Here is a 21115-nt window from a genome sequence, read left to right on the forward strand (position 1 = left end):
GGCACGGAATCCGGAAGTGGGGCTACTGTTAGCATTCAGCCACTCACGGTAGGTAACAGACCTCCGTTCGTAGACTGAAGGATCGAAGTCAACATGCGCAAGCTCCAGCAACTGGCAGTTGTGGCCATGGCGGTCGGCGGCCTCTCCGCCATCAGCGCGGGCGTCAGCTTCGCGGACGCACCGGCTGCCCCCCCGCAGGGCCAGTCGCAGGCTCCGGAGGGGACGGAGATCTCTCCGCAGGTGTCGCCGTCGGTCACTCTCCCGCAGGCTCCGCCGCTCGGGTCCGTCCTGCAGGCTCCTCAGACGGCGCCGGAGGTGCAGAACAACCTCTTCCGCCCTTACCAGGAGTGCAGCCCGCAGACGGTGCTCCAGGCCAACCTCCCGATCGCCGTCCTCGGCGGCGAGTCCAAGACCGCGGGTGACACCTGCACCCAGATCAACAACGCCTTCGAAGACTAGAAAGAGACCGGACGGATGCGCCCGCCATGCCCCCGGGGTGTTGTCGCCCCCGGGGGCATGCTGCTTCCCATTGGTCCGAACGGGTTGCTTTCCGGAGCGTCTTCGGCGTCGGGCGCACGGACCCGGAACCCCTTGCGGCGTGGGGTTTCAGGGGCCACACCAGCCACATGGCCCCTTTCGCACCGAGTTGCTAATGTGCGCGGCGTTTCTGGAGACACGCGCTGGCTTGAGTACATTTAGCCATGCCTGGGACTCTCTGTCACAGATGCAACTGATTCACCAACCGGAGGATGAAATGCGCAAGATGCAGAAGGTGGCCCTCGTGGCGGCCATGCTCGGCAGCATCGGCTTCGCGGGCGCGGGCACTGCCTTCGCCGGGGAGCACGGCGGCGACTCGTTCCAGGTGTCGCAGAGCACCTCGTGCAAGTCGCACGACCTGAACGTCGACGTTCTGGGCGAGGTCGGCATCCTGAACGGCCTGCTGGGCAACGCGCTCAACGGCGAGGGCAACCCCGGTGCCCAGGCCACCAGCCTCGGCTCCACCATGGGCTGCAACAACAGCGCCTTCTGAGCGCTGACGGTCAGTAACTGACCTCGGGGACCACCGCGGCGAGCCGCTTCATCGCGGCCTGCGTCTCGATGGTCCCCGTCCGCCCTTCCGGTGCCGCCCGGGTCCCCGGGCGGCACGGCGGGCGAGCGGAAGCCGATCGGGTGTGGGTGACAGACCGGTCGCCCCGGAGACCACCGATTACGGGTCTCGCGGGAGACCGACACGGACGCCCGCGAGCGGCCCCCGCCACCACGAGCATCACGCGCACCCAGTCGCGGAACGGCCAGAGATCCATTCGACGGGACTGGTGCGCGCATCGCGTCACACTCAATCAGCGGAGGAAAAATGAACAAGTTCTACAAGGCCGCGGCCGTTGCCGCCATGCTCGGCAGCATCGGCTTCATCGGCATGGGCACCGCTTCCGCCAGCGACGGCGGCAGTGACTTCGCGGTGTCGCAGAGCACCTCGTGCAAGTCGCACGACCTGAACCTCGACGTGCTCGGCGAGGTCGGCGTCCTCAACGGCGTCCTGGGCGGCGCGCTCAACGGTGAGGGCAACCCGGGTGCCCAGGCCACGCACCTGGGCTCGGACATGGGTTGTAGCAACAGCGCCTTCTGAGCTGACTACGGCCGCAGTTAGTACGGGGACGGGTCCCGGATCCATGCCGCACGCCGGCGCCGGGGCCTGTCTTCAGGGAATCCGTCAGGTCCGAGTCCGGCACCGACCGCGAAAGAACGGCACATGCTCACCACGAAGAAGATCGTCACCGTTTCCTGGATCCTGGGCGGCCTGTCCATGGCCGGCGTAGGCATCGGCCACGCCTACGCGTCAGCACCCATGGACTGCACGCGCGACGCCCAGGGCGGCGTCACCTGCGTCTCCAAGACCGAGAAGGACTACACCACCGACGACGGCCGCTACCACCTGGAGCAGAGCCAGGAGTGCACCCATGACGGGCGGGACGTGGTGGACACGCCCCAGACCGGGACGGGACTGCCGGGGACCACGAAGATCGGGCCTGCCGTGGGCTGCTCCAACACCGCGCCGGCGCCGGAGGGCTTCACGGCGCCCGACATCTCGCGCTGAGCCGCGCCGCCGTCAGTGCGGTCCGGGCCACCACGGGCGATCCGGGCCGGCGAACAGGGTCAGCCACAGCCCCGGCCGACAGCGGGTCGGACCCGAGTCGCCCGGGGCTCGCGATCTCCTGTGCGGCGCCGGAACACCGCCCGCGCCGGTGCCCTCGCATGGCGGGGTCCACCCCATTCAGCCGGTCCCACGGGATCGGCCTTCACCCGTTCCCGTGGCCGATCGGCCCGTGCCCCCACACGCCCGGCAGTCGAGGGGCGTTGCCGACGTACGGAGCACGGACCGCTCCGGACCGTCGGCCCTGTCGCCACCTCGGAACCATCCCCCCGGCCCCGCCCTCCAGGCCCGCCCTCCCGGCGGCCCCGGTCACTCCGCGCCGACGAAGCTGCCTTGTGTCTCCGGGCGCCGGGCAGTGCCCATCCACTCGACCGGGTTGGTGTACGGCAGGTCGGTGAGCGGCTCACCGGTGCAGAACCGGGTGATCAAGTCGCAGAACTCCGGCATCCGTTCGACCGGGCTCAGGTGGTCGGCGTGCTTGATGGTCGTGAAGGCGGCAGCCGGAAGCACGGCGGCGACGTCGCGGCCCATCGCGGGCGTGCAGAGCGTGTCGTACTCACCTGTGAAGACCACCGAGGGCACGGCGGGCACCGGTAGGTCCCTGTACCAGTCGTGGCTCATCAGGCGGGCGTTGTGCTCCAGCGACTTCATGATGTCGCTCTCGGACTGCGCCATGAACTGCCCGTACAGCAGCCGGGAGACGACCTCGTGCTTGTGGACCAGGCCGGTACCGGCGGGAGACATGAACCGCTGGACGAGCTCGGACGCGATCTGCGCACGGTCGCCGAGTTCGAGCATCCGGGCCCAGCGCGGTACCGCTGCGGCGTAGTCGTCGGGGATGACCTTCGTCATTCCCACCAGGCCCAACTTCGCCACATAGCCGGGGTGGTGCTGGGCGAAGCGCAAGGCGATGGCCCCGCCGAAGCAGCTGCCCACGAGGTTGGCCCGGGACACGCCCAGCTCATCCAGCATGTGGCGCACATTGGCGGAGAGGAAGTCCAGGTCGTGGACGGCGGGGAGGAAGTCCGCCTCGCCGTAGCCGGGAAGGTCGACGGTGATCATCGTGGCGTGCGCGGCCAGCCACTTCTGGTGCCGCAGCCACGCGTAGCGGTTCTGCGAGGAGCCGCCCAGGAGCACCAGCGGCTCGGTCCGAGGACTCTCCTGGCGCACCACGCGGCAGTGGTAGCCGAACCCCTCGAAGGTGAACCGCCGCTCCTCCACCCGCACTTCGGCCGGGTCCCTTTGGCCGGGGCAGGGCGCCAGCACCGAAGTGTCCTGTGCTGTGCTGATGTCAGAGCGCATAGTGTCTCCGAATGCGTGAGGGAGGTTGGGTAGAATGCCATAATCCTCCCCATAGGTGCATTTGGCCTCTAAATCTGCTCCCGGTGGCGTGTCGGGCATCACTTGTACACGATCGGGGACGCCGGCAGGGCTTTCCGGACGGTCGACGAGCCGTTTGCCGGGCTGGTGGCAGCGGTGGTGGCCGTGGTGGCCTACGCGGGTTGAGCTGACCGAGTACCCCCGACTGCGGCGGCCGGAGAAGCGGCTGCGCCCGGGGGCCGCTCGGTGGGACGATGCGTTGGGATCGTCTCGTAGGGGGAGCCAGTGGTCGCCGTGCGTGTGGTCAAGAATGTCGTCGCCAGCGTGCTCATGGTGGGCGGACTGGTGCTGAGCCGGCGGGAGTGGCGGCGGCGGACGTCGTCGCGCAGCAGGCGTCTGGGGCTCTCCGGGCTGGGGCTGGTCCTGTGCTGGTGCGCTGTCATGGTCAGCCAGTCGTAGCGGTCGGCCGTGTCGTGAGGTGCGCGAAGCGCAGGACGGCGTCGGTCACGGCGTGGAACCGCACGGAGTGGAACTGGTCGAAGCTGTGCTGCGTGCCGGGCAGTTCGGCGTACGCGACCGGCCGGCGGGAGGTCGCGCGGAGTCGGGCGGCGAAGCTCTGGGCGTCCTCGCGCAGGACCAGGGTGTCGAGGGAACCGTGGACGATGAGGAAGGGCGGGGCGTCGGGGTTGGCGCCGGCGTGCGGGGAGGCGGAGTCGGGGCCGGCGTCGCCGTAGTAGCCGTAGAGCCCGATGACGCCGGTGACTTCGGTGCCGGTGAGCGCGGCGGTCGCCGCCAGGTGGGCGCCCGCGGAGCCGCCGACCAGGAAGATGGTGTCGGAACTCCCTCCATAAGCAGGGGCGTTCGCGCGGGCCCAGGCGACGACGGTACGGGCGTCGGCGAGCTGTTCGGCGTAAGGGGTGCGCAGGAGGCGGTAGTCGGCGCTCACGCAGACCCATCCCTCGGCGGCCAGGCGGTAGATCAGGGAGCGGCAGCCGAGCATCTTGCTGCCGGTGCGGAAGCCGCCGCCGTGCAGGTAGACCATGACGGGGGCGTCGGTGCGCTGGGCCCGGCGGGAGACGTAGACGTCGAGGCGGTTGCCGCGCCGGGCGGGGCCGTAGCGCTGGTTGCGTATCCGGCGGACGTCGGGGCGCCAGGAGATGAAGGGCAGCAGCACCGTCCGCCACCATGAAGCCCGGGTGTAGCGGGGGGCCGCGCCGGGCCCGAAGGCGTCTTCGAGTGCGGCCGACAGCACAGGGCGGGCGGTGCGGGCGCGGGAAGCGATCAGGGCGAGTTCGAGCACGGTGAGGGCGCTGAAGGCGGTGGCGAGCCACCACACCGGGCTGCCGAGGTCCGCGTCCGGCAGGACCGTGGCCGTGCGCGACAGCAGCCACCAAAGGAACAGGTAGGGCTGCTCGTTGACGAGGAAGCCGAGGGTGAACTGCGGATTCCACGGTGTGCTGCGGCGTGGCCGCGGCGGGCGCAGCGCGAGCAGTGCGCACAGCGCCAGCAGCAGTGCCGTACTCAGTGCCCCGGCCATGTGGTGCCCCCTCCGTCGTGGGTCTGCGGGCCGCGGTCAGGCCAGGGCGGGCAGGAAGCCGCCGCGGGCGGTGCCGGGGGCCAACAGGGCTGACCAGTCGATGACTTCGGGCAGCCGGTCCATGGAGAGGACGACCGCCCCGCCGGCGCCTTCCGCGTCCGTGCACCAGTCGGCCATCTCCCCGGGCCCGTCGGTGACGTCCAGGACGGGCGCGGCGAGTGCGGGGATGAGGACGCCGTGGTCGCCGGGGCCGTCCACGACGCAGAGGGTGGGCCGGGGCACGATGCTCCACCCTTCGCACAGGGGCACCGTCTCGCCGGGCGCCGCCAGCAGCGGCAGCGCGTCGTGGACCGGCGCGTCGGCCAGGAGCAGCAGCGGTGTGGCGCCGCGGACGAACAGGGTTTTCTCGGAAGCCAGAAGCACAGCGCCACTGTCCCAGGCCGGGGCGGGCGGCGGCGCGCCGGGGCGGAGTTGACGCCACGGCGTCGGGCCGAGGTGCCGGGGCGGCAGTCCGGGGCCGAGCCGCCGACACGGCGGTGTGGGCGCCGAGTTGCCGACACGGCAACAGGAGTCGCCTGCCGTACGCGGCGCGCGGCATGATCGAAGCCGCTCGCCACCCACCGGGAGAACCGTGGAGGGAACCATGCCGCCGTACGCCGCTGATGTCACGCACCGCCTTGTCGCCTCGCCCGCGGGGCGCGTCCACCTGGTCGAGCAGGGCTCGGGGCCCCTGGTGCTGCTCGTCCACGGCTTCCCCGAGTCCTGGTACGCCTGGCGGCACCAGCTGCCGGCGCTGGCCGCGGCCGGCTACCGGGCGGTGGCCGTCGATGTGCGCGGCTACGGGCGGTCCTCGAAGCCCGAGGGCGTCGAGGCCTACCGGATGCGGGAGTTGGTGGCGGACGCCGTCGCAGTGGTGCACGGCCTCCGGGAGCGGGAGGCGGTGGTCGTCGGGCACGACTGGGGTGCGGGCGTGGCCGCGAACTCCGCGCTGCTCAGGCCGGACGTCTTCCGCGCGGTCGGGCTGCTGAGCGTCCCGTACGCGCCGCGCGGCGGGCCGCGGCCCAGCGAGGTCTTCGCGGGGATGGGCGGGGACGAGGAATTCTATGTCTCGTACTTCCAGCGGCCGGGACGGGTCGAGGCGGAGATCGAGCCCGACGTACGCGGCTGGCTCGCGGGCCTGTACGCGTCGCTGTCCGCCGACACGATGCCCGCGCCCGGGGCGCCCGACCCGCATTTCGTCGGCCGGGGCGGCGAGTTGCGCGACCGCTTCCCCGCGGGGACGCTGCCCGGCTGGCTCGGCGAGGACGACCTCGACGTCTACGCCGAGGAGTTCGAGCGGACCGGCCTGAGCGGGGCGCTGGCGCGCTACCGCGCCATGGACCGGGACTGGGAGGACCTCGCCGACGTGGACGGCGCCCCGATCACCCAGCCGTCCCTCTTCGTCGGCGGCGGCCTGGACGCCTCCACGACCTGGATGTCCGACGCGATCAAGGCCTATCCCGTGACGTTGCCCGGCCTGGTCTCCTCGCACATCCTTGAAGGCTGCGGCCACTGGATCCAGCAGGAGCGCCCCGCCGAGATCAACCGGCTGCTGATCGACTGGCTCGGTGCGCTGCCGCGCTGATACGGCGGAGCGTGTCGATACGATCACGCCATGCAGGCAAGCGGGCCGGTCGGCGCCGGGCGGGTCTGGTACGCGGCGTACGGCTCCAACATGGATACGGCACGGTTGCGTTGCTATCTGGCGGGCGGCTGCCCGCCGGGCGGGAACCGTACGTATCCAGGGGCTCGGGACCGCAGCGTGCCGGTGCGGTCGGCGGCCGTCGAACTGCCCGGGGTGGTGTACTTCGCGGACCGGTCGCCGGTGTGGCTGGGCGGGCGCGCCTTCTACGACCCGGACGCGGACGGCACGGTGTGGGCGCGGGCGCATCTGGTGACCGCGGGGCAGTTCTCCGACATCGCCGCCCAGGAGATGTACCGGCCGCCCGGCCAGGACCTCGACTTCGGCGCGGTGCTCGCGGACGGCCGGGCGCGGCTCGGTCCGGGACGCTACGAGACGCTGGTCCATGCGGGCGACCTGGACGGCCTCCCCCTGCTGACGTTCACGGCGCCTTGGCGGCTCGACGACGTGGCATGGACGAAGCCGTCGGCCGCGTACGTACGGCTGATGGCCGCAGGCCTGCTCGGCGCGGGCGCGTGGGAGGCGGGCGCGATCGCCCGCTATGTCGCGTCGCGGCCGGGCGCCGCGGGGCACTGGACGGCCGAGGAGGTCATGCGGCTGCTCGCCGACGCCGCCATCTGACGGGCGTCTACGCTCCCGGCATGGGAATGCGCGAGCCGCTCGTCACGATGGTCCACGCGTGCCGGCGGGACGGGCGCGGCGGCAGCCCGACCGCGGTCCTCGCCGAGACGGGGCTGGGCGACGAGGAGCGGGCGGCGGTGGCCCGGCGGTCCGGCGCCTCGCACGCGGTCTTCGTGGCCGAGGGCGCTGTGGACGGCGAGGGCGCGGCGCTGCGGTTCTTCACCGCCGAGGGCGAACTGCCGTCCTGCGGGCACGGGACGGTGGCGGCGCTGGCGTATCTGGCCGAACGGGCGGGGGGCGGGACGCGGCGGCCCTACGAGGCCACGCTGCGGGCCGGCGGCCGGGACTTCGCCGGGCGCGCGGCACGGGACGGCGGCGCCTACCTGGCCGAATTCCGCACCGGGAAGGTGGACTTGCGGGCGGCGGCGGAGGACGAGGCCGGGCCGGTGCGCGAGGCCTTCCGCCGTACGACAGAGGGCTTCCCGGACGGCGCGCTGATCGCCTCGCTCGGGCGGCCGCGGCTGCTGCTGCCGGTGGCGGACCGGGACGTCCTCGGCGCGCTCGACCCGGACCAGGAGCGGCTGCGCGCCGCCTGCGACCGGCTCGGCCTGCTGGGCTGTTACGCCTATACGCCGCCGGCGGAAGGCGGGCGTCTCGCGGCCCGGATGTTCGCACCGTCCATCGGGGTGCCCGAGGACATCGCCAACGCCAACAGCACGGCCTGCCTGGCCGCTTGGCTCGCCGGGCGGGGCGTGGCCGGTGTGACCGTCGAGACGGGTGACGCGCTGGGCGTGCCGTCCGCGGTCACGGCGGTCGCGGAGCCGGACCTGTCGGTGCGGGTCGGCGGGTGGGCGGCCGTGGGGTGAGCCGGGCCCGTCGGCTGCCAGGGCGGTGTCGGACCCCCGTTCTACGGTGGTGGGTATGAACGACGTGCGCGGGGCAGTGGTGGAGCTGGTCGGCTGGGGGGAGGGGGATTTCTGGCTGCTGGAGCGGGTCAATGCCCCGGAGATGACGGAGCACCTCGGAGGGCCGGAGAGCGCGGAGCAGCTGGAGCGGCGGCACCAGCGGTATCTGGAGCTCGCGGCCGGGAGGATGTTCCGGGTGGTGCTCGCGGAGAGCGGGGAGACCGCGGGCTCCGTCGGGTACTGGGAGCGCGAGTGGCGGGACGGGACGGTGTGGGAGACCGGCTGGGGGGTGCTGCCGGAATTCCAGGGGCGGGGGCTGGCGGTGGCGGCGGCCAGGGCGGTGACCGTGGCGGCGCGTGAGGCGGGGACGCACCGGTATCTGCACGCGTTTCCCGGTGCCGACCACGCGGCGTCGAACGCGGTCTGCCGCAAGGCGGGGTTCGAGCTGCTGGGGGAGGTCGCGTTCGAGTACCCGAAGGGGAGCTGGATGACGTCGAACAACTGGCGGGTGGACCTGGCCGGCGGCGGGTAGGGGCGGGGCGGGCCGCGGCGGTCGGGGGCGGTCGGTGGCCCGTGGTGGGCGGTCGCCCGGGGGGAAATCGGGTCGCCGCGGCCGGCCGGGGCGGGGAGCATGCCCTGATGGACTACTCAGGACCGCCGCAAGGCGAAGTGCCGGTGCCCGCCCCGATCGCCGCTTTCGCGGGCGGGCGGCCGGTGCTGCCGGTGTGGGTCAACAGATCGGGCGGCGTGACCTTCCGGTTGGGGGACGGCGACGGCCGGCTGTTCGCCAAGTGGGCGCCCGCCGGGTCCGGTCTCGACCTCGGCGCGGAGGCGGCGCGGCTGCGCTGGGCCGTGGACTTCACGCCGGTGCCCCGGGTGGTGGGCCACGGCCTGGACGGTGCCGGGGGCGGCGAGTGGCTCGTCACGGAAGGTCTGCCGGGGGAAAGCGCGGTCAGCCCGCGCGGGAAGGCGGACCCGAAGGCCACCGTGCGGGCGCTGGGCGCGGGCCTGCGCGCGCTGCACGACCGGCTGCCGGTCGACGACTGCCCGTTCAGCTGGTCCGTGGAGCGCCGCCGGGCCAAGGCCCTCGCGGCGGGCGAGACCGTCCCGGCCGGGCCGCCGCCCCCGGTCGACCGGCTGGTCGTCTGCCACGGCGACGCGTGCGCCCCCAACACCCTTCTGGACGAGAACGGTTCCTGGTCCGCCCACGTCGACCTCGGCGCGCTCGGTGTCGCCGACCGCTGGGCCGACCTCGCGGTCGGTGCCGGGAATCTGGACTTCAACTTCGGCCCCGGGTGGGAAGGGACGTACTACGACGCCTACGGCATCGCGCCCGACCCGGAGCGCATCGCCTTCTACCGCCTGCTGGGCGGCTTCAGCCGGTGACGTGTCCCGGCGGCTTCAGCTCGTGACGCCCTCGGGCGCCGCCGGCGACCGGTGCCAGGCCGTGCGGTAGGCGGAGGGGGCCAGGCCGGTGCGGCGTGTGAGGTGGTGGCGCAGCGAGTCGGGGGTCGACAGGCCGCTCAGGTCGGCCACCCGGGGGATCGGCAGGTCGGTGGTCTCCAGCAGCTCCTGGGCGCGGTTGACGCGCTGGTGCAGCAGCCATTGCAGCGGGCTCAGGCCGGTCTCGGCGTGGAAGCGGCGGGTCAAGGTCCGCACGCTGGTGCGGGCGTGGGCGGCCAGGTCGGCGCGGGTGAGGGGCCGGTCGAGGCGGGTCAGCGCCCAGGCGCGGGTCGGGGCGAGCGACGTGCCGTTCTCCGGCGGCAGCGGGGTGTCGATGAACTGCGCCTGCCCACCCGGGCGTACGGGCGCGGCCACCACCAGCCGCGCGGTGGCATTCGCCGTCGCGGCGCCGTAGTCCTTGCGGATCAGGTGCAGGCACAGGTCGATCCCGGCGGACAGCCCGGCGGAGGTGAGGATGCCGCCGTCGTCGACGTAGAGCACACCGGGGCGCAGCTCCACCCGGGGGTGACGGGCGCTGAATTCGGCGGACTTCGCCCAGTAGGTGGTCGCGGGGCGGCCGTCGAGCAGGCCCGCCTCGGCCAGCACGAAGGCGCCGGTGCAGATCGACACGACCCGCCGCCCCGCGGCATGGGCGGTGCGCAGCAGGTCGAGCACCCGCGGGTCGACGTCGTCGCGGGCGCCGGTGCCGGTGACGATCACCGTGTCGGCGTCGGCGGCGGCGTCCAGGCCGTGCGCCACGGCGATCTCCAGGCCGCCGCCCGCGGTGACCAGGCGGCCGGGCTCCGCGGTGCAGACCCGCACGTCGTAGCCGGGCCTGCCGCGTACGGCAAGTTCGCCGAGCACCAGGTCGGGGATCGTCAGGTCGAAGGCGGTGACCGGCGGCACCGCGATGACGGCCACCCGGATCGGGGCGGGCCCCTGCGGGGCGGGAACGGTCATGGCCCGAACCTCCGTAGGTTTGGCATCCGGGCCACTACCCTACCGGCGGCCCCTCGCGGAGGGTTGAGGGCGGACCACCCGCCGAGAAGGAGCGAATCCCGTGTCGCAGCACGCCAACACCGCTGTCGTGGTCGGAGCCGGAGCCACCGGCTCAGCCGCCGCCGTCCTGCTCGCCGAGTCCGGCGACCGGGTCCTGCTGGTCACCCGCGGCGGCTCCGGCCCCGGCCACCCCCGTATCGAACGCGTCGCCGCGGACGCGGGCGACCCCGTACGGCTCACCGCCATCGCCGCCGGCGCGGACGTGCTGATCAACTGCGCGATGCCGCCGTACGACCGCTGGCCGGCCGAATTCCCGCCGCTGGCAGCCTCGTTGCTCAGCGCGGCGGAGGCGACCGGCGCCGGGTACGTGATGCTCGGCAACCTCTACGGCTACGGCCCGGTCGACGGGCCCTTCACCGACGACCTGCCGCTCGCGCCGAGCAGCGTCAAGGGCGAGGTGCGGGCCCGGATGTGGCAGGACGCGCTGGCGTCGTACGAGGCGGGGCGGGCACGCGTCACCGAGGTGCGGTCCAGCGACTTCCTCGGCGGCGGCGCCTACTCCCCCTTCACGATCCTGGTCGGCGACCAGGTGCTCGCCGGAAGGCCCGCCGCCTACCCCGGCGACCTCGACGCCCCGCACAGCTGGTGCTACGCCGGCGACGTGGCCCGCACGCTGGTGGCGGCGGCCCGGCACGAGGACTCCTGGGGGCGGGCCTGGCACGTGCCGCCCACCTCGGACCTCCCGGTCCGCGACCTCGCGGCCCGCCTCGCCGCCCGAGCCGGCGCCCCCGCGCCCCGACTTTTCCGCATGACGGCGGCGGAACTCGACGCTGCGGCCCGCGCCGACCCGATCACCGCGGAATTCCCCGAGGTGCTCTACCTGCTCGACCGCCCGCTGCTCCTCGACGCGACCCCGACCACCGAGAAGCTGGGCGTGACGGCGACCCCGCTGGACGAGGTCCTCGACAGCATGGCGACGCGGACGCCCTGAGCCGGGCGGCTGTGGGGGCCGGGCCCGGCGGGAGCTGTGCGAGTGCGATGAAGGGGCGGAGCCCGGCGGGTGCTATGCAGGTGCGGTGACCGAGACCCCGCTGCCGCGCCCCTTCGACGCCGTCCTGTGCGACATCGACAACGTCATCCGCCACTACGACCCGTCCCCGCTCACCGCGCTGGAGCGTGCCGTCGGCCTGGCCGAGGGGACCACGGCGCGGATCGCGTTCGCGCCCGAGGTCGACATGCCGCTGCTGCTGGGGGAGATCACCCCGCGTGAGTGGGTGGAGTCGATCGCGGCGGCCTTCGCCCGGCAGGGGGTGCTCGGCGCGGCGGACGCGCGGCCGCTGGCCGCCACGCTGGCCGCGTCGCCCTTCGCCGCCGACCAGGCGGTCGTCGGGCTGCTGCGCCGGATACGCGGCGAGGCCGGGCTGCCGCTGGTCCTGGTCAGCAACGCGTCCGTCGACCTGGAGGACGACCTCGCGGCGCTGGGGCTCATCGATCTGGCCGACCACGTGGTCAGCAGCGCGCGGGTCGGGGTGGCCAAGCCCGACCCGCGCATATACGCCATCGCCGTGGACCACGCGGGAGTGGCGGCGGAGCGCTGCCTGTTCGTGGACGACTCGCGGGAGAACGTCGACGCGGCCCTCGCCCTGGGCATGAGCGCGCTGCACTACCGCGAGCCCGACGACCTGCGGGACGCGCTCGCACCGGCCTTCACGACCACCCAACTGCGCCCGGCCCCCTGAGTACCCGGCCAGGGGACATCCGCGGGCCCCGCGTATCCGTTTCCGCCGACGTCCCCGGGGTGGAGGGCCCCGCGCACACGTCCCCCGCTCCCGGGGGCAGCCCGGCCCGCGGGTGTCCGCGAGCCCCATGTCCCCGCCGCGCCCCGTAGCGTCGTGCGTCCGCGCCGGACGCGCCCCGCCGCCCGCCGCACCGGGGCCGGGACCTTTTCTGCAAGCCGCGCGCCGCGCTTTCTCAGACGATTCACAGAATCGGCCAAGACTGCTCTCATAGCGCGCGCACAGGCTATTGCGCATGACGACGACACCCATCGCTCCCGCCGCGGCCTACCCCGCCGCGAAGCCCGCCGCGGGCACCGCGCCCGCCGCTGACCTGGCACGTCCCGACGGCTCGCCGGTGCGCGTGCTCGTCGTGGACGACGAGACACCGCTCGCCGACCTGCTGTCGATGGCCCTGCGTTACGAGGGCTGGCAGGTGCACACCGAGGGCGACGGCGCCGGGGCGCTGCGTGCCGCGCGGGAGTCGCGGCCCGACGCGGTCGTGCTCGACGTGATGCTGCCGGACATGGACGGCCTCGAAGTGCTGGCCAGGCTGCGCCGCGAGACGCCGGACGTGCCGGTGCTGTTCCTGACCGCGAAGGACGCCGTCGAGGACCGCATCGCGGGCCTGACGGCGGGCGGCGACGACTACGTCACCAAGCCCTTCAGCCTGGAGGAGGTCGTCGCCCGGCTGCGCGGCCTGCTGCGCCGCTCCGGCGCGGCCGCCGTACGCAACGAGTCGCTGCTGACGGTAGGCGACCTGGTCCTGAACGAGGACAGCCACGAGGTCAGCCGCGGCGGCCTCAACATCCACCTGACCGCGACCGAGTTCGAGCTGCTGCGCTACCTGATGCGCAACCCCCGCCGGGTGTTGAGCAAGGCGCAGATCCTGGACCGCGTGTGGTCGTACGACTTCGGCGGCCAGGCCAACGTCGTCGAGCTGTACATCTCCTACCTCCGCCGCAAGATCGACGTCGGACGCCCGCCGATGATCCACACCCGGCGCGGCGCCGGCTATCTGATCAAGCCGGGCGAACCGGCGTGACGCTGCCGCGCAGGCGGCGGGGGCGCGGCGGACGCACGCGCGGCACATGGTCGCTGCGCCGCCGGCTCGTCGCGTCCTGCGTGGCGCTCGTCGCCGTGGTCTGCACGGTGATCGGCGCGGTCACCATCTTCGCGCTGCACGACTTCCTCTACGGCCAGCTCGACGGCAAGGTGCGCGACCTGGCGGTCCGCGCGTCCGGACCGCACGGCGGCCCCGGCGGGCCCGGCTCCGGCGCACCCCGGGCCGACCGGCCCGACGGCATACCCCTGGCCTTCCTGATCGGCGGCGGGCAGCCCGGCGAGACCGTCGGCGCCGTCGTCAGCGCGTCCGGTCACGTCACGCAGGCCGCGGTCAGCGCCACCGGGTCCACCGGCTCCGGCGGCCTGGTCGCGGAAGGGCTCACCGCGGCCCAGGCCGCCGTCTTCGCGCACGTCCCGCTGGACGGCAGCCCGCACTCCCTCGGCGTGCCGGGCCTCGGCGGCTTCCGGGTGGAGGCCGCGCAGCCCTCCGCCGACGGCAGCACCGTGCTGGTCGGACTGTCCACGAAGGGCACCGAGGACACCCTGTCGACCCTGATGTGGGTCGAGGTGTCGGTGTCGGCGGCCGGCCTGGTCGCCGCGGGGCTCGCGGGCACCGCGCTGATCCGTATCTCCCTGCACCCGCTGCGCCGGGTCGCCGCGACCGCCACCCGTGTCTCCGAACTCCCTCTGGACCGCGGCGAGGTGGCCCTGCACGAGCGGGTGGCCGAGGCCGACACCGACCCGCGCACCGAGGTCGGCCAGGTCGGCGCCGCGCTGAACCGCATGCTGGGGCACGTGAGTTCCGCGCTGCATGCCCGGCAGGAGAGCGAGACCCGGGTGAGGCGCTTCGTCGCCGACGCCAGCCACGAGCTGCGCACCCCGCTCGCCTCGATCCGCGGCTACGCCGAACTCACCCGCCGCGGCCGCGAGTCCGTCGGCCCTGACACCCAACACGCCCTGGGCCGCATCGAGTCCGAGGCCGCCAGGATGACCACCCTGGTCGAGGACCTGCTGCTGCTCGCCCGCCTCGACGCGGGCCGCCCGCTGTCCCCCGTGCCGACCGACCTGTCGCCGCTGGTCGTCGACGCGGTCAGCGACGCGCGCGCGGCCGGCGGCGGCCATGTGTGGCGGCTCGACCTGCCGGACGCCCCGGCCGTCGTGCACGGCGACCCGCAGCGCCTGCACCAGGTGCTGACCAACCTGCTGGCCAACGCCCGTACGCACACCCCGGCCGGCACCACCGTGACCGCCCGGGTCGCCGCGGACCCGGCGGGGGGCGTACGGCTCCAGGTCGAGGACGAAGGCCCCGGCATCCCCGCCGACTTGCAGCCGGTGGTCTTCGAGCGCTTCGCCCGCGGCGACGCCTCCCGCACCCGCAACGCACCCGCGGGCTCGGGCTCCGGCGGCAGTACGGGCCTGGGCCTGGCGATCGTGCAGTCCGTCGTGGCCGCGCACGGCGGCACCGTGGGGCTGGCCAGCCGGCCGGGGCGCACTGTCTTCACCGTCACCCTGCCCTCCGCACACTCACAGGCCTTCCCCAGCCTCAGCACATCGTCATGACAGGGCACTTGCCGAGTGTCGGGGTATGCGAACCCCACTCGGCGATCTGCCCGCCCGGCAGCACCTGCCGGTCGCGGACGCGGCGCCCACGACCGGCACCCCGGTGCTGGACGTCGTCATTCCCGTGTACAACGAGGAGGACGACCTGGGCACTTGCGTCCGCCGCCTGCACGCGCACCTGTCGGGCACCTTCCCGTACCCCTTCCGCATCACCGTCGCGGACAACGCCAGCACCGACCTGACCTCCGCCGTCGCCAAGTCGCTGGCCGACGAGCTGCCCGAGGTGGTCTCCTTCCGGCTGGAGCAGAAGGGCCGCGGACGCGCCCTGCGCACGGTCTGGACGGCCTCGGCGGCGCCCGTACTGGCCTACATGGACGTGGACTTGTCCACCGACCTCAACGCGCTGCTGCCACTGGTCGCCCCGCTCATCTCCGGCCACTCCGACCTGGCGATCGGCTCGCGCCTGGCCCGCTCCTCGCGGGTGGTGCGCGGCGCGAAGCGCGAGTTCATCTCGCGGGCCTACAACCTGATCCTTCGCGGCTCGCTCGCCGCCCGCTTCTCCGACGCCCAGTGCGGATTCAAGGCGATCCGCGGCGACGTGGCGCAGCGGCTGCTGCCGATGGTCGAGGACACCGGCTGGTTCTTCGACACCGAGATGCTGGTGCTCGCGGAACGCGCGGGCCTGCGCATCCACGAGGTGCCGGTGGACTGGGTCGACGACCCCGACAGCAGCGTCGAGCTGGTGCGTACCGCGAGCGACGACCTGCGGGGCGTCTGGCGGGTCGGACGGGCCCTGGCCACCGGCCAGTTGGCGCTCGACCGGCTGCGCCGCCCCTTCGGCGACGACCCGCGCGACCGCGAGCTGTCCGGTGTGCCCGCGGGACTCGCCCGCCAGCTCGTCGGCTTCTGCGTCGTCGGCGTGCTGAGCACCCTGGTCTACCTCGCGCTCTTCTCGCTCTTCCGGCTCGGCGCCGGCTCCCAGGTCGCCAACGCGCCGGCCCTGCTGCTGTCCGCGCTGGGCAATACCGCGGCCAACCGGCGGCTCACCTTCGGGGTGCGCGGCCGCGACCGCGCCATGCGCCACCAGGCGCAGGGACTGGTGGTCTTCGCCATCGGCCTCGCCCTGACCAGCGGTTCGCTCGCCGCGCTGCACACCGCGACCGCCGAGCCGTCGCACGGCAGCGAGTTGGCGGTGCTGGTCGCGGCCAACCTCGCGGCCACCGTGCTGCGCTTCCTGCTCTTCCGGGCCTGGGTCTTCCCCGAGCCGTCCCCCACCTCTGCCCCTCCGTCCTCCCCCACGTCCGACAGGAGTGCGCGATGACCGCGCCGACCCATCCGGCGGCCGCCCCCGCCGCCCCCATGCCGATCGGGCGGCGCACCTGGCGCGGCCGCCCGGACGACCCCGCCTGGGCGCGGCCGGCCCTGCTGGCCCTGCTGCTCGGCACGCTGGTCCTCTACCTCTACGACCTCGGCGCGTCCGGCTACGCCAACTCCTTCTACTCCGCCGCCGTCCAGGCCGGCAGTGAGAGCTGGAAAGCCTTCTTCTTCGGCTCCTCCGACGCCGCCAACTCCATCACCGTCGACAAGCCCCCGGCCGCGCTGTGGCCGATGGCACTGTCGGTACGGCTGTTCGGCCTCGGCTCCTGGCAGATCCTGGTGCCCGAGGCCCTGATGGGCGCCGGCACGGTCGCGCTGCTCTACGCGGCCGTACGCCGCCGCTTCGGCGCCGCCGCCGGGCTCGTCGCCGGCGCGGTCCTCGCGGTGACACCGGTCGCCGCGCTGATGTTCCGCTTCAACAACCCCGACGCGCTGCTGGCCCTGCTCATGGTCGGGACGATCTACGGCGTGCAGCGCGCCCTGGAGGACGCCCGCACCAAGTGGCTGCTGGCCGCCGGCGGGCTGCTCGGCCTGGCCTTCCTCACCAAGACCCTGCAGGCCTGGCTGATCGTCCCGGCGCTCACCGTCGTCTACGCGGTCTGCGCCCCCACCCGGCTGCGCCGCCGCCTGCTGCAACTCCTCTACGCCGGCGGCGCGATGCTGCTGGCCGGCGGGTGGTGGGTGGCGATCGTCGAGCTGTGGCCCGCGTCCTCCCGCCCCTACATCGGCGGCTCCCAGGACAACAGCTTCCTCGGCCTGACCTTCGGCTACAACGGCTTCGGCCGCATCACCGGCAATGAGACCGGCAGCGTCGGCGGCGGGGGCGGCCCCGGCGGCGGCATGTGGGGCGAGACCGGCATCGGCCGGCTCTTCGACCCGGAGATGGGCGGCCAGATCGCCTGGCTGCTGCCGGCCGCGTTCGCGCTGCTGCTGGCCGGGCTGTGGTTCACCCGCCGCGCCCCGCGCACCGACCTCGAACGCGCCGCGTTCCTGGTCTGGGGCGGTGCGCTGCTCAGCACCTTCGTGACCTTCAGCTTCATGTCCGGGATCTTCCACCAGTACTACAACATCGCCCTGGCGCCCTACGTCGCGGCGGTCACCGGCATGGGCGCGGTGCTGCTCTGGCGCCGCCGCGCCACTCTCCCCGCCGCTGCCGTGCTCGCCGCCACCGCCGCCGGCACCGGGGCGGTCTCCTACGTCCTCCTCGACCGCTCCCCGTCCTGGCACCCCTGGCTGCGCTACGCCGTCCTGACCGCGGGCATCCTCGCCGCCGTCGCCCTGCTGGCGGCGCCCTACGCGCGGTTCGCCGCGCTGACCCGCACGGCGGCCGTCGTCGGCCTCGCCGCATCCCTCGGCGGGCCCGCCGCCTACACGCTCGACACGGTGGCGACCCCGCACCAGGGCTCCATCGTCACGGCCGGGCCGGCTGTCGCCGGCGGCGGCTTCCCGGGTGGCGGTGGCCCGCGCGGCGGCATGGGCGGCGGCATGGGTGGGCCGCCCACCGGTACGTTTCCGGGTGGCCCCGGGGGTGGGGGAGCGCAGGCCCCTGCGCCAGGGCAGGGGCAGCCGGGCCAGGGGCGGGCCCAGGGCGGCTTCCCGGGCGGCCGGGGCGCCGGGGCCGCCGGGGGCGGCGGTATGGGCGGGCTGCTCAACGGCACGCAGGTCAGCTCGGCGATGACGTCCCTGCTCAAGGCCGGTGCCGGCCACTACACGTGGGCCGCCGCCGCGGTCGGCTCCCAGAACCAGGCCAGTTACCAGCTGGCCAGTGGTGTGCCCGTCATGTCCATCGGCGGCTTCAACGGCAGCGATCCGTCTCCGACGCCGGCGCAGTTCAAGCAGTACGTCGCCGACGGGCGCATCCACTACTTCATCGCCTCGGGCGGCGGGGGAATGGGGGGCGGCGGAGGCATGGGCGGCTCCGGGGCCGCCTCCCAGATCAGCTCCTGGGTCGAGTCCACGTACACGGCCAAGGCCGTGGGTTCGACGACCGTCTACGACCTGTCGTAGCCCCGGGGGTTCGGGTGCGGCCACCCGATCCCTCGGCTTGGCAGCGGCGCTCCGCTGTGGCTTGTCGCGCTTCTCCCTGCGGCCCGGTGGGGGAGAACTGCGCGACAAGCCCCCACCGGGGGAAGGTCCCGGGAGCCGGGGACGGGGGGACCCCGGGGGGAGGTCAGGCCAGGCGGGCCGGGAAGCCGCCCGTGGCCAGGGGGCCCCACCGTTCCGGGGTGACCCGGATGAGTGACTTGCCCTGGCGGAGCATCGCTTCGCGATACTCCGCCCAGTCGGGGTGCTCACCGCTGATGGTGCGGAAGTATTCGACCAGCGGCTCGACGGACTCCGGCACGTCGATGACTTCCGCGGTGCCGTCGATCTGGACCCACGGCCCGTCCCACTCGTCCGACAGGACGATGACGCTGACCCGGGGGTCGCGCCGCGCGTTGCGCGTCTTGGCCCGTTCGGGGTAGGTCGAGACGACGACGCGCCCGGCGTCGTCCACGCCGCACGTGAGCGGCGACCCCTGCGGGCGCCCGTCCGCACGGGTGGTGAGGAGGATCGCCCGGTGCCTGGGGCGTACGAAGTCGAGAAGCTCTTCCCGCGATACCGCGGTGTTCGTGGCGATGTTGGGGGCCATGCCCGCACTCTACGTCGCGCGCCCGCGCACCTCCCGCTGGAGCCCGCCGACGGGGCATGCGCGGGGCCCCCGCGTGCGCGCGCCGTCCGGCGGACGGCGTGTGCGGGTCCCGGCGGGCGGCTTCGGCCGTCCCCTGCCTCGGCCGCCGCCGGGACCCAGGACCTGGTGTCCAGGCCCTACCCGCACCTCCGTGCCTGGACCTCTCCGCTGCGGGCACAGGCCGGGTGGACGGGAGTCTCGGTGACCGGCCGTCACTCCTTCGCCGACGCCGTGCCCGGCGCGGTCTGCTGCAAACCGCTGCGGGTGCGCAGGGCCACTTCCTTGACGAAGACGACCAGCAGGAAGGACAGCAGCGCGAAGGGTGCCGCGTAGAGGAAGACGTCGCCGATGCCGTGCCCGTAGGCGCTCTCGACGACGCCGCGGACCGGCGGCGGCAGGGTCGCGACGTCGGGGATGCCGCCGCTGTCGCCGGCCGAGGCCTTGACGTGGAGCGCGGACAGGCCGTCGGAGACGAAGTGGGTGACGCGGTTGCCGAGGACGGCGCCGAGCGCGGTGACGCCGACGGCGCCGCCGAGCGAGCGGAAGAAGGTCACCAGGGAGCTGGCGGCGCCGAGGTCGGCGGCGGAGACCTGGTTCTGCACGGCGAGGACGAGGTTCTGCATCATCATGCCGACGCCGAGGCCGAGCAGCGCCATGTAGACGGCGACCTGCCAGTAGGGGGTGTCGTAGCGGAGCAGGCCGAGGGTCGCGGAGCCGGCGGTGAGCAGCAGGCCGCCGGCGACCAGGAAGGCCTTCCAGCGCCCGGTGCGGGTGATGACCTGGCCGGTGACGGTCGAGGCGGCGAACAGCCCGGCGATCATCGGGATGGTCATGATGCCGGACATCGTGGGGGTGCGGCCGCGGGCCAGCTGGAAGTACTGGCTGAGGAAGACCGTGCCGGCGAACATCGCGACGCCGACGAAGAGGCTGGCCAGCGAGGTGAGGGTGATCGTCTTGTTGCGGAAGAGCCGCAGCGGCACGATCGGCTGCGAGGCCCGCGACTCGACCCGGAGGAAGACGGCGCCGAGCAGGACCGCGGCGGCCACCATGGCGTACGACTGCCAGGACAGCCAGGCGTAGTTCTGGCCGGCCAGCGAGACCCAGACCATCACGAGGGAGACGGCCGCGGTGATGAAGAAGGCGCCGGCCCAGTCGATGGTGACCTTCCGCTTGACCACCGGCAGGTGCAGCGTCTTCTGCAGCACGATCAGCGCGATGACCGCGAAGGGCACGCCGACGTAGAAGCACCAGCGCCAGCCGAGGGCGGAGTCGACGATGACGCCGCCGACCAGCGGGCCGCCGACGGTGGCGACGGCGAAGGTGGCGCCGAGGTAGCCGCTGTAGCGGCCGCGCTCGCGGGGCGAGATCATCGCGGCCATGATCACCTGGGTGAGCGCGGACAGGCCGCCCGCGCCGACGCCCTGGATCAGCCGGCAGCCGATGAGCATCCCGGGGCTGGTGGAGAAGCCGGCCACGACGGAGCCGGCGACGTAGATCACCAGCGCCAGCTGGATCAGCAGCTTCTTGCTGAAGAGGTCGGAGAGCTTGCCCCAGATCGGGGTGGTGGCGGTGACGGCGAGCAGCGAGGCCGTGACGACCCAGGTGTACGCGCTCTGGCCGCCGCCGATGTCGGAGAGGATCCGCGGCAGGGCGTTGGAGACGATGGTGGACGACAGGATCGCCACGAAGAGCCCGAGCAGCAGCCCGGAGAGGGCCTCCATGATCTGCCGGTGCGACATCGGCGCCCCGCCCGGGGTGTCGAGCGGGGTGGTGGTGCGTGCGGTTGTCGACGGGGTCGCCATCAGGCCTCCACTTGATTGCCTGAAGCAACCATAAGAGGAGATGGTTGTATAGGGCAAGTTCTGTGGGCCTGCTGTGGCGTACGCCACGAAGCGTTCACTCACTCGTCACCCACCGCTGCCGGACCGTCGCCGAGGTGCGAAAATTGCCCGATCAGGCGCAGATGAGGGGCCTGCGGGGGGTGCGGGGGATTCCGCCGACACGCTAGG

General features: G+C 73.5%; 22 protein-coding genes. 16 read left to right on the forward strand and 6 right to left on the reverse strand.

The annotated features are described in order from the left end of the window. The first annotated feature begins 93 nt into the window (after positions 1 to 93). The 4 genes from OG900_21165 (at position 94) to OG900_21180 (ending at position 2095) form a co-directional block, all read left to right on the forward strand. Positions 94 to 459, forward strand: coding sequence for a hypothetical protein (locus tag OG900_21165; GenBank protein WUH92368.1), 366 nt, complete (start codon positions 94 to 96; stop codon positions 457 to 459). A gap of 295 nt (positions 460 to 754) precedes the next feature. Further along, entirely contained in the window at positions 755 to 1030 is a 276-nt protein-coding gene (locus OG900_21170) for a hypothetical protein (protein ID WUH92369.1), read from the forward strand. A 324-nt stretch (positions 1031 to 1354) separates the two neighbouring features. Beyond that, positions 1355 to 1627 (forward strand): hypothetical protein, encoded by a 273-nt coding sequence (locus tag OG900_21175; GenBank protein WUH92370.1) that lies wholly within the window; start codon positions 1355 to 1357, stop codon positions 1625 to 1627. A gap of 123 nt (positions 1628 to 1750) precedes the next feature. Then, positions 1751 to 2095 (forward strand): hypothetical protein, encoded by a 345-nt coding sequence (locus tag OG900_21180; GenBank protein WUH92371.1) that lies wholly within the window; start codon positions 1751 to 1753, stop codon positions 2093 to 2095. Between the two features lie 366 nt (positions 2096 to 2461). Here the strand turns inward: OG900_21180 and OG900_21185 are convergent, their stop codons facing one another. Beyond that, entirely contained in the window at positions 2462 to 3454 is a 993-nt protein-coding gene (locus tag OG900_21185) for an alpha/beta hydrolase (GenBank protein WUH92372.1), read from the reverse strand. A 312-nt stretch (positions 3455 to 3766) separates the two neighbouring features. Between OG900_21185 and OG900_21190 the strand changes: the two genes are divergently transcribed. After that, on the forward strand, positions 3767 to 3931 hold the full coding sequence (locus OG900_21190) for a hypothetical protein (protein ID WUH92373.1): 165 nt from the start codon (positions 3767 to 3769) through the stop codon (positions 3929 to 3931). On the opposite strand, the gene OG900_21195 is transcribed toward OG900_21190, so the two are convergent. After that, a complete protein-coding gene (locus OG900_21195) occupies positions 3918 to 5009 on the reverse strand; it encodes an alpha/beta hydrolase (GenBank protein WUH92374.1) in 1092 nt (363 codons plus the stop codon). The two genes, OG900_21190 and OG900_21195, sit on opposite strands and share 14 nt — an antisense overlap. A 36-nt stretch (positions 5010 to 5045) precedes the next feature. Next, entirely contained in the window at positions 5046 to 5432 is a 387-nt protein-coding gene (locus tag OG900_21200; protein ID WUH92375.1) for a hypothetical protein, read from the reverse strand. A 220-nt stretch (positions 5433 to 5652) separates the two neighbouring features. On the opposite strand from OG900_21200, the gene OG900_21205 reads away from it, so the two are divergent. The 5 genes from OG900_21205 (at position 5653) to OG900_21225 (ending at position 9602) form a co-directional block, all read left to right on the forward strand. Next, positions 5653 to 6633: an alpha/beta hydrolase gene (locus OG900_21205; protein WUH92376.1), complete on the forward strand. Its 981-nt coding sequence runs from the start codon at positions 5653 to 5655 to the stop codon at positions 6631 to 6633. Positions 6634 to 6663: 30 nt separating this feature from the next. Beyond that, positions 6664 to 7311 (forward strand): histone deacetylase, encoded by a 648-nt coding sequence (locus OG900_21210; protein ID WUH92377.1) that lies wholly within the window; start codon positions 6664 to 6666, stop codon positions 7309 to 7311. Positions 7312 to 7331: 20 nt separating this feature from the next. Beyond that, positions 7332 to 8177: a PhzF family phenazine biosynthesis isomerase gene (locus OG900_21215; protein WUH92378.1), complete on the forward strand. Its 846-nt coding sequence runs from the start codon at positions 7332 to 7334 to the stop codon at positions 8175 to 8177. A 55-nt stretch (positions 8178 to 8232) separates the two neighbouring features. Continuing rightward, positions 8233 to 8748, forward strand: coding sequence for a GNAT family N-acetyltransferase (locus OG900_21220; protein WUH92379.1), 516 nt, complete (start codon positions 8233 to 8235; stop codon positions 8746 to 8748). 107 nt (positions 8749 to 8855) lie between these two features. Continuing rightward, positions 8856 to 9602, forward strand: coding sequence for an aminoglycoside 3'-phosphotransferase (locus OG900_21225; GenBank protein WUH92380.1), 747 nt, complete (start codon positions 8856 to 8858; stop codon positions 9600 to 9602). Positions 9603 to 9617: 15 nt separating this feature from the next. On the opposite strand, the gene OG900_21230 is transcribed toward OG900_21225, so the two are convergent. After that, positions 9618 to 10619: a DJ-1/PfpI family protein gene (locus OG900_21230; GenBank protein ID WUH92381.1), complete on the reverse strand. Its 1002-nt coding sequence runs from the start codon at positions 10617 to 10619 to the stop codon at positions 9618 to 9620. Between the two features lie 100 nt (positions 10620 to 10719). Here OG900_21230 and OG900_21235 point away from each other — a divergent pair, with 100 nt between their 5' ends. The 6 genes from OG900_21235 to OG900_21260 all read left to right on the forward strand — a co-directional run bounded on the left by OG900_21235 (position 10720) and on the right by OG900_21260 (position 18442). Beyond that, positions 10720 to 11649, forward strand: coding sequence for an NAD-dependent epimerase/dehydratase family protein (locus tag OG900_21235; protein ID WUH92382.1), 930 nt, complete (start codon positions 10720 to 10722; stop codon positions 11647 to 11649). 85 nt (positions 11650 to 11734) lie between these two features. Further along, positions 11735 to 12397, forward strand: a complete 663-nt coding sequence (locus tag OG900_21240) for an HAD-IA family hydrolase (protein WUH92383.1) — start codon at positions 11735 to 11737, stop codon at positions 12395 to 12397. A gap of 370 nt (positions 12398 to 12767) precedes the next feature. After that, a complete protein-coding gene (locus OG900_21245) occupies positions 12768 to 13478 on the forward strand; it encodes a response regulator transcription factor (protein WUH95865.1) in 711 nt (236 codons plus the stop codon). Between the two features lie 2 nt (positions 13479 to 13480). Then, positions 13481 to 15058, forward strand: coding sequence for a HAMP domain-containing histidine kinase (locus OG900_21250; GenBank protein WUH95866.1), 1578 nt, complete (start codon positions 13481 to 13483; stop codon positions 15056 to 15058). 25 nt (positions 15059 to 15083) lie between these two features. Then, positions 15084 to 16379: a bifunctional glycosyltransferase family 2/GtrA family protein gene (locus tag OG900_21255; protein ID WUH92384.1), complete on the forward strand. Its 1296-nt coding sequence runs from the start codon at positions 15084 to 15086 to the stop codon at positions 16377 to 16379. Beyond that, positions 16376 to 18442 (forward strand): glycosyltransferase family 39 protein, encoded by a 2067-nt coding sequence (locus tag OG900_21260; protein ID WUH92385.1) that lies wholly within the window; start codon positions 16376 to 16378, stop codon positions 18440 to 18442. The genes OG900_21255 and OG900_21260 overlap by 4 nt, the downstream gene beginning before the upstream one ends. 163 nt (positions 18443 to 18605) lie before the next feature. Here the strand turns inward: OG900_21260 and OG900_21265 are convergent, their stop codons facing one another. Then, positions 18606 to 19067, reverse strand: a complete 462-nt coding sequence (locus OG900_21265; GenBank protein WUH92386.1) for a PPOX class F420-dependent oxidoreductase — start codon at positions 19065 to 19067, stop codon at positions 18606 to 18608. A 251-nt stretch (positions 19068 to 19318) separates the two neighbouring features. Further along, positions 19319 to 20908: an MFS transporter gene (locus tag OG900_21270; protein ID WUH92387.1), complete on the reverse strand. Its 1590-nt coding sequence runs from the start codon at positions 20906 to 20908 to the stop codon at positions 19319 to 19321. Positions 20909 to 21115: the final 207 nt, after the last annotated feature.

The organism is Streptomyces sp. NBC_00433 (genome assembly GCA_036015235.1).
In the GTDB taxonomy this organism is placed as follows: domain Bacteria; phylum Actinomycetota; class Actinomycetes; order Streptomycetales; family Streptomycetaceae; genus Actinacidiphila.

Bases quoted from the DNA above. Each gene is read 5' to 3' on its own strand.
- OG900_21225 (WUH92380.1), top strand. From the start codon at position 8,856: ATGGACTACTCAGGACCGCCGCAAGGCGAAGTGCCGGTGCCCGCCCCG.
- OG900_21180 (WUH92371.1), top strand. From the start codon at position 1,751: ATGCTCACCACGAAGAAGATCGTCACCGTTTCCTGGATCCTGGGCGGC.
- OG900_21260 (WUH92385.1), top strand. From the start codon at position 16,376: ATGACCGCGCCGACCCATCCGGCGGCCGCCCCCGCCGCCCCCATGCCG.
- OG900_21205 (WUH92376.1), top strand. From the start codon at position 5,653: ATGCCGCCGTACGCCGCTGATGTCACGCACCGCCTTGTCGCCTCGCCC.
- OG900_21265 (WUH92386.1), bottom strand. From the start codon at position 19,067: ATGGCCCCCAACATCGCCACGAACACCGCGGTATCGCGGGAAGAGCTT.
- OG900_21165 (WUH92368.1), top strand. From the start codon at position 94: ATGCGCAAGCTCCAGCAACTGGCAGTTGTGGCCATGGCGGTCGGCGGC.
- OG900_21195 (WUH92374.1), bottom strand. From the start codon at position 5,009: ATGGCCGGGGCACTGAGTACGGCACTGCTGCTGGCGCTGTGCGCACTG.
- OG900_21255 (WUH92384.1), top strand. From the start codon at position 15,084: ATGCGAACCCCACTCGGCGATCTGCCCGCCCGGCAGCACCTGCCGGTC.
- OG900_21185 (WUH92372.1), bottom strand. From the start codon at position 3,454: ATGCGCTCTGACATCAGCACAGCACAGGACACTTCGGTGCTGGCGCCC.
- OG900_21220 (WUH92379.1), top strand. From the start codon at position 8,233: ATGAACGACGTGCGCGGGGCAGTGGTGGAGCTGGTCGGCTGGGGGGAG.
- OG900_21230 (WUH92381.1), bottom strand. From the start codon at position 10,619: ATGACCGTTCCCGCCCCGCAGGGGCCCGCCCCGATCCGGGTGGCCGTC.
- OG900_21215 (WUH92378.1), top strand. From the start codon at position 7,332: ATGGGAATGCGCGAGCCGCTCGTCACGATGGTCCACGCGTGCCGGCGG.
- OG900_21175 (WUH92370.1), top strand. From the start codon at position 1,355: ATGAACAAGTTCTACAAGGCCGCGGCCGTTGCCGCCATGCTCGGCAGC.
- OG900_21270 (WUH92387.1), bottom strand. From the start codon at position 20,908: ATGGCGACCCCGTCGACAACCGCACGCACCACCACCCCGCTCGACACC.
- OG900_21210 (WUH92377.1), top strand. From the start codon at position 6,664: ATGCAGGCAAGCGGGCCGGTCGGCGCCGGGCGGGTCTGGTACGCGGCG.
- OG900_21170 (WUH92369.1), top strand. From the start codon at position 755: ATGCGCAAGATGCAGAAGGTGGCCCTCGTGGCGGCCATGCTCGGCAGC.